General features: G+C 71.8%; 7 protein-coding genes. All 7 read right to left on the reverse strand.

The features are described from left to right. Positions 1 to 29: 29 nt before the first annotated feature. A complete protein-coding gene (locus J0670_RS01635) occupies positions 30 to 419 on the reverse strand; it encodes an NAD(P)H-binding protein (protein ID WP_207808837.1) in 390 nt (129 codons plus the stop codon). A 57-nt stretch (positions 420 to 476) separates the two neighbouring features. Next, entirely contained in the window at positions 477 to 1,958 is a 1,482-nt protein-coding gene (locus tag J0670_RS01640) for an NAD(P)/FAD-dependent oxidoreductase (RefSeq protein WP_207808838.1), read from the reverse strand. A gap of 196 nt (positions 1,959 to 2,154) precedes the next feature. Further along, the gene (locus J0670_RS01645; RefSeq protein WP_207808839.1) at positions 2,155 to 2,490 is read right to left on the reverse strand and encodes a hypothetical protein; all 336 of its coding nucleotides are present in this window, start codon (positions 2,488 to 2,490) and stop codon (positions 2,155 to 2,157) included. Positions 2,491 to 2,799: 309 nt separating this feature from the next. Beyond that, positions 2,800 to 4,569, reverse strand: a complete 1,770-nt coding sequence (locus J0670_RS01650) for an ABC transporter ATP-binding protein (RefSeq protein WP_207808840.1) — start codon at positions 4,567 to 4,569, stop codon at positions 2,800 to 2,802. 105 nt (positions 4,570 to 4,674) lie between these two features. After that, the gene (locus J0670_RS01655) at positions 4,675 to 4,935 is read right to left on the reverse strand and encodes a lasso peptide biosynthesis PqqD family chaperone (RefSeq protein ID WP_207808842.1); all 261 of its coding nucleotides are present in this window, start codon (positions 4,933 to 4,935) and stop codon (positions 4,675 to 4,677) included. Continuing rightward, positions 4,932 to 5,408, reverse strand: coding sequence for a lasso peptide biosynthesis B2 protein (locus tag J0670_RS01660; RefSeq protein ID WP_207808843.1), 477 nt, complete (start codon positions 5,406 to 5,408; stop codon positions 4,932 to 4,934). The genes J0670_RS01655 and J0670_RS01660 overlap by 4 nt, the downstream gene beginning before the upstream one ends. A 12-nt stretch (positions 5,409 to 5,420) precedes the next feature. Continuing rightward, a partial coding sequence (locus J0670_RS01665) for an asparagine synthase-related protein (RefSeq protein WP_243436369.1) occupies positions 5,421 to 6,019 on the reverse strand: 599 nt, incomplete at its 5' end.

Raw genomic sequence — 6,019 nt, forward strand, 5'->3', positions numbered from 1 at the left:
ACGTGTGGATCTGCCCCAAAGCCCAACGGTCACATCCAGGCGGTCCACCCTGTGGCCGGACGACGAGGACACGACGGCGGTCGCGATCGAGCGGGCCCTGAGCGTTGTACCCGCTCTGTGCCCTGCGATGGTGTAGCGGCCGGAAACCCACAGGTCGGGGGCAGACCCAACCCGTAGCGCTCGAAGGGGCCGACCGTGGTCACCAGGACGTCACCGGGGGAGACGAGGGCGCGCACCGTCGCGGGGTCGGTGACGTCGGCAGTGCGGTAGTCGAGTCCTCCGTGGGCCGCTGCCAGTACGGCGAGCTCCTCGGTGCGGCGGCCGGCGAGTACGGGGCGGATGCCGCGGCGGAGCAGGGATTCGACGGCGAGGTTGCCGGCGGACCCCGTGGCACCGAAGACGACGATCTGGCTGGTCATCCGGAAACTCCCGAGGTGCTGCGAACAGATGTGGCGAGGGCGCCGGCTCACGCCGGCTCACGCCGGCGCCCGGGAGTCTCCCGGGGCGCCGCGGAACTCGAGGATGCCGTCCTCGATCGGGTCGGAGAGCAGGACCTTCCTGTCGTGCCGGTAGTCCATGACCATCCGCCACGGGAAGTCGCGTCCCTGGCGCGGCATGACGCCCTTCGCGCGCTGGATGTAGCCCGACGAGAGCTCGTCGACGACGCCGTCGTCGGTCGCGTTGGCCGCGCGGTCGACGGGCACGGCAACGGTGCGGCCGGTCTCGTCCATGTGCTTCAGCAGCCGTACCAGGTAGGCGGCAGCGAGGTCGACCTTCAGGGTCCACGAGGCGTTGGTGTAGCCGAAGACCCACGTCAGGTTGGGGATGTTCTCGAGCATGACGCTCTTGTACGTGCAGACGTCGTGCAGGTCGCGCACCTCGCCGTCGACGCTGATCGACGCGTCGCCGAGGGCCTGGAGGTTCAGGCCGGTGGCGGTGACGATGACGTCCGCCTCGAGCTCCCGACCGGAAGCGAGCCTGATGCCCGTGGCCGTGAAGGTCTCGATGGTGTCGGTGACGACGGAGGCCCTTCCCTCACGGAGCGCCGTGAAGAGGTCGCCATCGGGCACGGCGCAGAGCCGCTCGTCCCACGGGTCGTACTTCGGGCTGAAGTGGGTCATGTCGAAGTCCTTGCCGACCCTGCTGCGCACACCGGCCAGCAACAGCCTGCGCATCGGCTGCGGGAAGCGCCGGGAGATCTTGAAGATGGCGCGCTGCAGCTCGATGTTGCGCCAGCGGGTCATCCGGTAGACGAGGGGGCCCGGCAGGAACCTCCTCTGCCACGCGGTGATCTTGTCGATCGACGGCAGCGAGAAGACGTACGACGGGGAGCGCTGCAGCATCGTCACGTGCTCCGCCCTGTCGGCCATCGCCGGGACGAGGGTGACGGCGGTGGCGCCGCTGCCGATCACGACGATCTTCTTCCCGGTGTGGTCGAAGTCCTCCGGCCAGTGCTGCGGGTGGATCCGGGTGCCTTCGAACCGCTGAGCGCCGGGGAACTCGGGCAGGTAGCCCTGGTCGTAGTCGTAGTAGCCGGTGCAGGTGACGAGGAACGAGCAGGCCCACGTCTCCGTCTCGCCGGTCGCCTCGCGCAGTGCGGTCACGGTCCACTGCTGTCGCTCGCTCGACCAGTCGGCGGTCAGGACCTTGAGCCCGTGGTGGATCGACTCGTCGACGCCGTACTCCTCGGCGGTGGCGGAGATGTAGTCGCGGATCGATCCGCCGTCGGCGAGCACCTTGAGCTCGTCCCACGGGCGGAACTCGTAGCCGAAGGAGAACATGTCGGAGTCCGAGCGGACGCCGGGATAGCGGAAGAGGTCCCAGGTGCCGCCGATGGTGTCGCGGCGTTCGAGGATCGCGAAGTCCCGATCCGGAAACTCCCGGCGCAGGCGGCACGCAACCCCGATGCCGGACAGTCCGGCGCCGATGATGAGGACGCTGGTGCGGTTCGTGGTCATGGATCCACTGTCGCGGGTCGCACGGCCGGAGGTGTTGTCTTTTCACGACAATCTCTTGACATTACGCGACACGGGGCGTGGCAGTGGGCAGTCTCATTCGGGCCACGAACCTCTCCGGGTACGGCGATCTCGTACGCGAACTCGGGGGAGACCCCGCCCCGCTGCTGAGCTGAGGCGACCTGAACGCCGGGGCTGGTCAGGGCAGGAGCGGCCGGGTCGCGGTCCAGGCGACGAGTCGCTCACGGACGGGGCCGGGCGCCAAGTAGCCGACCAGGCTTTCCAGATGGGCCGTCAGGTTCTTGTGGAACCGCAGCTCGCGGATCTGCCCGATCGGAAGGTCGCGCCAGCCCTCGGCGAGAGCAGCGGCCTGTGAGGGCGTGAAGGCCAGTGCGTCGAGCGTGTCGGACGCGAGCGCCTCGGGACTCCAGTCGGGGTCCGTGTCGTCGGGGCCCAACCGGTCGATCACCCACATCCGGAGCATGAAGGCCTGCTGGGCCACCCGCGCGGAGGGGCCCTCGGCGTGGTCGAGCATGCGCCGGTTCGCGAGCAGCGACAGCGAGAGCGCGGGCTCAGGTGTCGTAGCAGCCGTCCCAGGGAGCCTGGATGCCCAGGCCATTGGGATGGAACTCCGCCCACACGCCATCGTCTTCCTCGTCGTGCTCCTCGTCTTCGTCCTCCTCCAAGACCAGGCCGAACAGGGCTCCCTCGAACCGGACGGCGAACGGAGCGCTCGCGATGTCCTGGTACTGCCTCTCCGGAAGGCCGTCCAGCCACTCACCCAGCAGTTGCCCGGCTGCATCGATCGCCTACCCCGTCAGCGCGGCGGACCGGGCCGGAGGCGTCAGCGGGCGCCCGGCCGCCACGTGTGGTGGGCGCCGTCCGTGCCGGCGCGGTGGTTGACCAGGCGCTGGAACCCCGCGTGGGTGCGCAGGAGTTCGGTGTACGTCCCGGTGGCCTGGGCCGTGCCGTCGGCGAGCAGGACGACGGCGTCCGCCGTCTCGATGGTGGACATCCGGTGGGCGATGACGAGCAGGGCGCACTCCTGGCGCAGGTTGTGCAGGGTGGCCGTCAGGGCGGCCTCGTTGGCGGGGTCGAGGTGGGCGGTGGGTTCGTCCATCAGCAGCAGCCGGGGGCGGGCCAGGATCGCTCGGGCGATGGCGATCCTCTGGCGCTCGCCGCTGGACAGGCGTGCGCCCCGCTCGCCGACCTCGGTGTCCAGCCCGGCCGGCAGGCGGTGGACCTTCTGGGTGAGGTTGACGAGGTCGAGGACCCGCCACAGGCTGTCGTCGGCGGCCTCCGGGGCGGCGTAGCGGAGGTTGTCGCGCAGGGTGCCGTGCAGGATCGGGCAGTCCTGTTCGACCCAGCTGATGCGCGAGCGCCATTGGGTGAGGCTGAGGTCCCCGGCGTGTCGACCGTCGATGCGGATGGTGCCGCTCCACGGCTCGTAGAAGCGGTTGATCAGGGCGAAGACGGTGGACTTGCCGGCCCCGGACGGGCCCACGAGGGCGACGAGCGCGTGGTGGGGAACGGTCAGCGACAGGCCCTGGAGCACCGGCGTGTCGGGGGTGTACCCGAAGCGCAGGTCGCGGATCTCCAGCGGCGCGGTCGCGGTCGCGGTCGCGGTCGCCGGGGCACGCGGCGTGGCGGGGCCGCTCGGGCCGGTGGTGCTGTCCTCGGTGGGGAGCGCGTAGAGCGCCTGCACGCGCTCGGAGGCGCCCCTGGCCCTGTTCAGCAGGGCGACGCCCCCGATCAGCTCGGTGACGGGCCCCGCGAGCTGGTTGGCGTACAGCAGGACCGCCACGAGCGCGCCCAGCGAGAGGGCTCCCTGGCCGACGCGGGCCGTGCCGACGAGCAGGACCAGGATGAAGGCGGCGTTCATGGCCATCTGCGCGGCGGGGGCGACGGCGGCCACGAGCCGGGCGCTGCGCACGGCGGCGTCGTAGGCGTGGTGGGCCAGTGCGGTGAGGTGCTCGGTCTCCCGTTGTTCGGCGCGGCTGGCCCGGACGGTGCGCAGGGCCGCCAGGGCTCGTTCCAGCCCGGCCGAGATCGCTCCGACGGCCGTCTGCAGGGTCTTGGACGTGCGGCCGATCCGTGCCGACAGCCCGCTGATCGCGAGGCAGCCGAAGAGCAGCACGCCCAGGATGAGCAGCATCAGGACGGGGTCGATCACGAACATGGCGACGGCGCTGCCGAGGGCGAGGCACAGATTGGTGGCGATCTGGACGGAGAGTTGGGTCAGCGCCTCGCGCAGGACGGCCACGTCGGTGGAGGCGCGTGCCATGAGGTCGCCCACGCGCAGGCGGTCGTAGGCCTGCATCTGGACGCGCAGCAGGTGTGCCATCAGGCCGGTGCGCAGGCCGAGGACGACCCGCTCGCCCGTGCGTTCCAGCAGGAAGGAGGCGAAGGCGCCGATCAGCGCCTGGGTCAGCAACAGCAGGACGAGGAGGACGACGGGCGCGAGGAGCGGCCGGTGTGCGGTGAGGGAGTCGACCACCCGCTTGGCGGCCAGGGGTTGTGCGAGACCGAGGGCGGCCGCGGCCAGGGTGAGGAGCAGGGCGGCGCCCAGGGCGAGCCGCTGCCCGCGGGTCAGGGTCCACAGGTGTCGGAGCATCGCGTGCGCCGTTCCTTCCGAAGCCCGTCGCCCGGGTCACTGTGGACGAACGGGCTCCGGGCGCGCCGGCCGGCGCCGTGCGGGGTACTGCGGGCGGGCCGGGGATCAGCCGGCCTCCACCAGTCCGGACGCCAGGAGTTGTTCGGTCATCGCCGTGATGTCCTCGCGAGCTCGGGCCGGTGCGATGCCGAACTGGTCCGCGAACTCCTGGGCCACCTGATCGGTGGGGCAGCCGGCCAGCAGGAGTTGCAGTGCGTAGGCGCCGGTCGGGTTGAGCTGCCAGTAGTGCCCGGTGCGCTGGCTCAGCAGTACCGCGCCGTCGTCGGTGTCGGTGGCGAGCGTGTGGGCGGCCAGGTGGAGCGTCATGTGGTCCTCCCGGGGGTTCGGGGGCGGTCTTCGGCGGGTCGTCGGGCCGGTCCGGTCGGTACGGGGGCGACGGTGAGCAGCGGCCGGTAGTAGCCGTCGGGGTAGGGCTCGTCGATGACCCGGCCGTCGGCCTCGATCCAGGCGTGGGCGGTGAACGGCGGGGTGCGCACGCCGGCGCGCCAGGTGGGCCACACGGCCTTGAAGCGGCACAGGACGGCCGCCGCGACCGAGCGCTGCACGCAGCTGTGGACGGCGCAGTTCAGGCTGACCGCGATGACCGCGGTACGGGCGGCGGAGGCCTGCGCGGCGGTGCCCGGGCGGGCGCCGCGGCGCAGCAGTTCGAGGACGGCGCGCAGGCGTCCGGGTGGCAGTTTGGCCAGCGGCCAGGCGATGGCCACGGCGATCAGCGGCAGCACCCGCTGGTGCAGGGGCAGCCGGATGCGGGGCGGCAGCGCGCACGGTGGACTGGTCACGGCGCCTCCTCTTCAGGACTCTTCAGGACGGTGGGGGCGGCGGTCGCCGCCGTTGGGGCCGCCGTTGGGGCGGGCCGCGATCTCCCGCAGCCACAGCTCGGCGCCGACCGTCGCCTCCAGTTGGGCCGTCCAGACGTCCTCGATGTGCGGCGGCGTGTACAGGGTGGTCCGCAGCTCGGCCACGTCGATCAGGCCGCGGCGCGCCAGCAGCGAGTCCGCGAACAGCTCCAGCAGGTCGGGAACGTGCTCCTGCAGGGCGCGGTCGACGGGTTCCTCGTAGTCGCCCTTGGTGGAGCGGTCCAGGATGACGTCGGGCACGAGGCCGCGCATCGCGGCGGCCAGCACCGGCTTGTAGCGCCACGGGGTGTACCGCTCGTGGGGGAGGACCGACAGCACGGCCTCGACCACCCGGCCGTCCAGGTAGGGCATTTCCAGCCGCAGCCCCGCGGCGGTGTACTCGCGGCCCAGCAGCCGCAGCACGGGGCCGGCGGTGCGCAGCAGCACGACGGCCTCGTGCTGCCCGCGGTCCTTGGCCAGGGGGGTGGCCCGGTCCGCCACGTCGTGGAAGAGCGCCTGCGTGGACCTCACGGCCGCCGGGGTGGACCACGGTG

This window comes from Streptomyces sp. FH025, assembly GCF_017427025.1.
GTDB lineage: Bacteria > Actinomycetota > Actinomycetes > Streptomycetales > Streptomycetaceae > Kitasatospora.

What these genes read in the sequence shown, in the direction of transcription:
- J0670_RS01635 (WP_207808837.1), bottom strand. Translation starts at nt 419, where the DNA reads ATGACCAGCCAGATCGTCGTCTTCGGTGCCACGGGGTCCGCCGGCAAC.
- J0670_RS01640 (WP_207808838.1), bottom strand. Translation starts at nt 1,958, where the DNA reads ATGACCACGAACCGCACCAGCGTCCTCATCATCGGCGCCGGACTGTCC.
- J0670_RS01645 (WP_207808839.1), bottom strand. Translation starts at nt 2,490, where the DNA reads ATGCTCGACCACGCCGAGGGCCCCTCCGCGCGGGTGGCCCAGCAGGCC.
- J0670_RS01650 (WP_207808840.1), bottom strand. Translation starts at nt 4,569, where the DNA reads ATGCTCCGACACCTGTGGACCCTGACCCGCGGGCAGCGGCTCGCCCTG.
- J0670_RS01655 (WP_207808842.1), bottom strand. Translation starts at nt 4,935, where the DNA reads ATGACGCTCCACCTGGCCGCCCACACGCTCGCCACCGACACCGACGAC.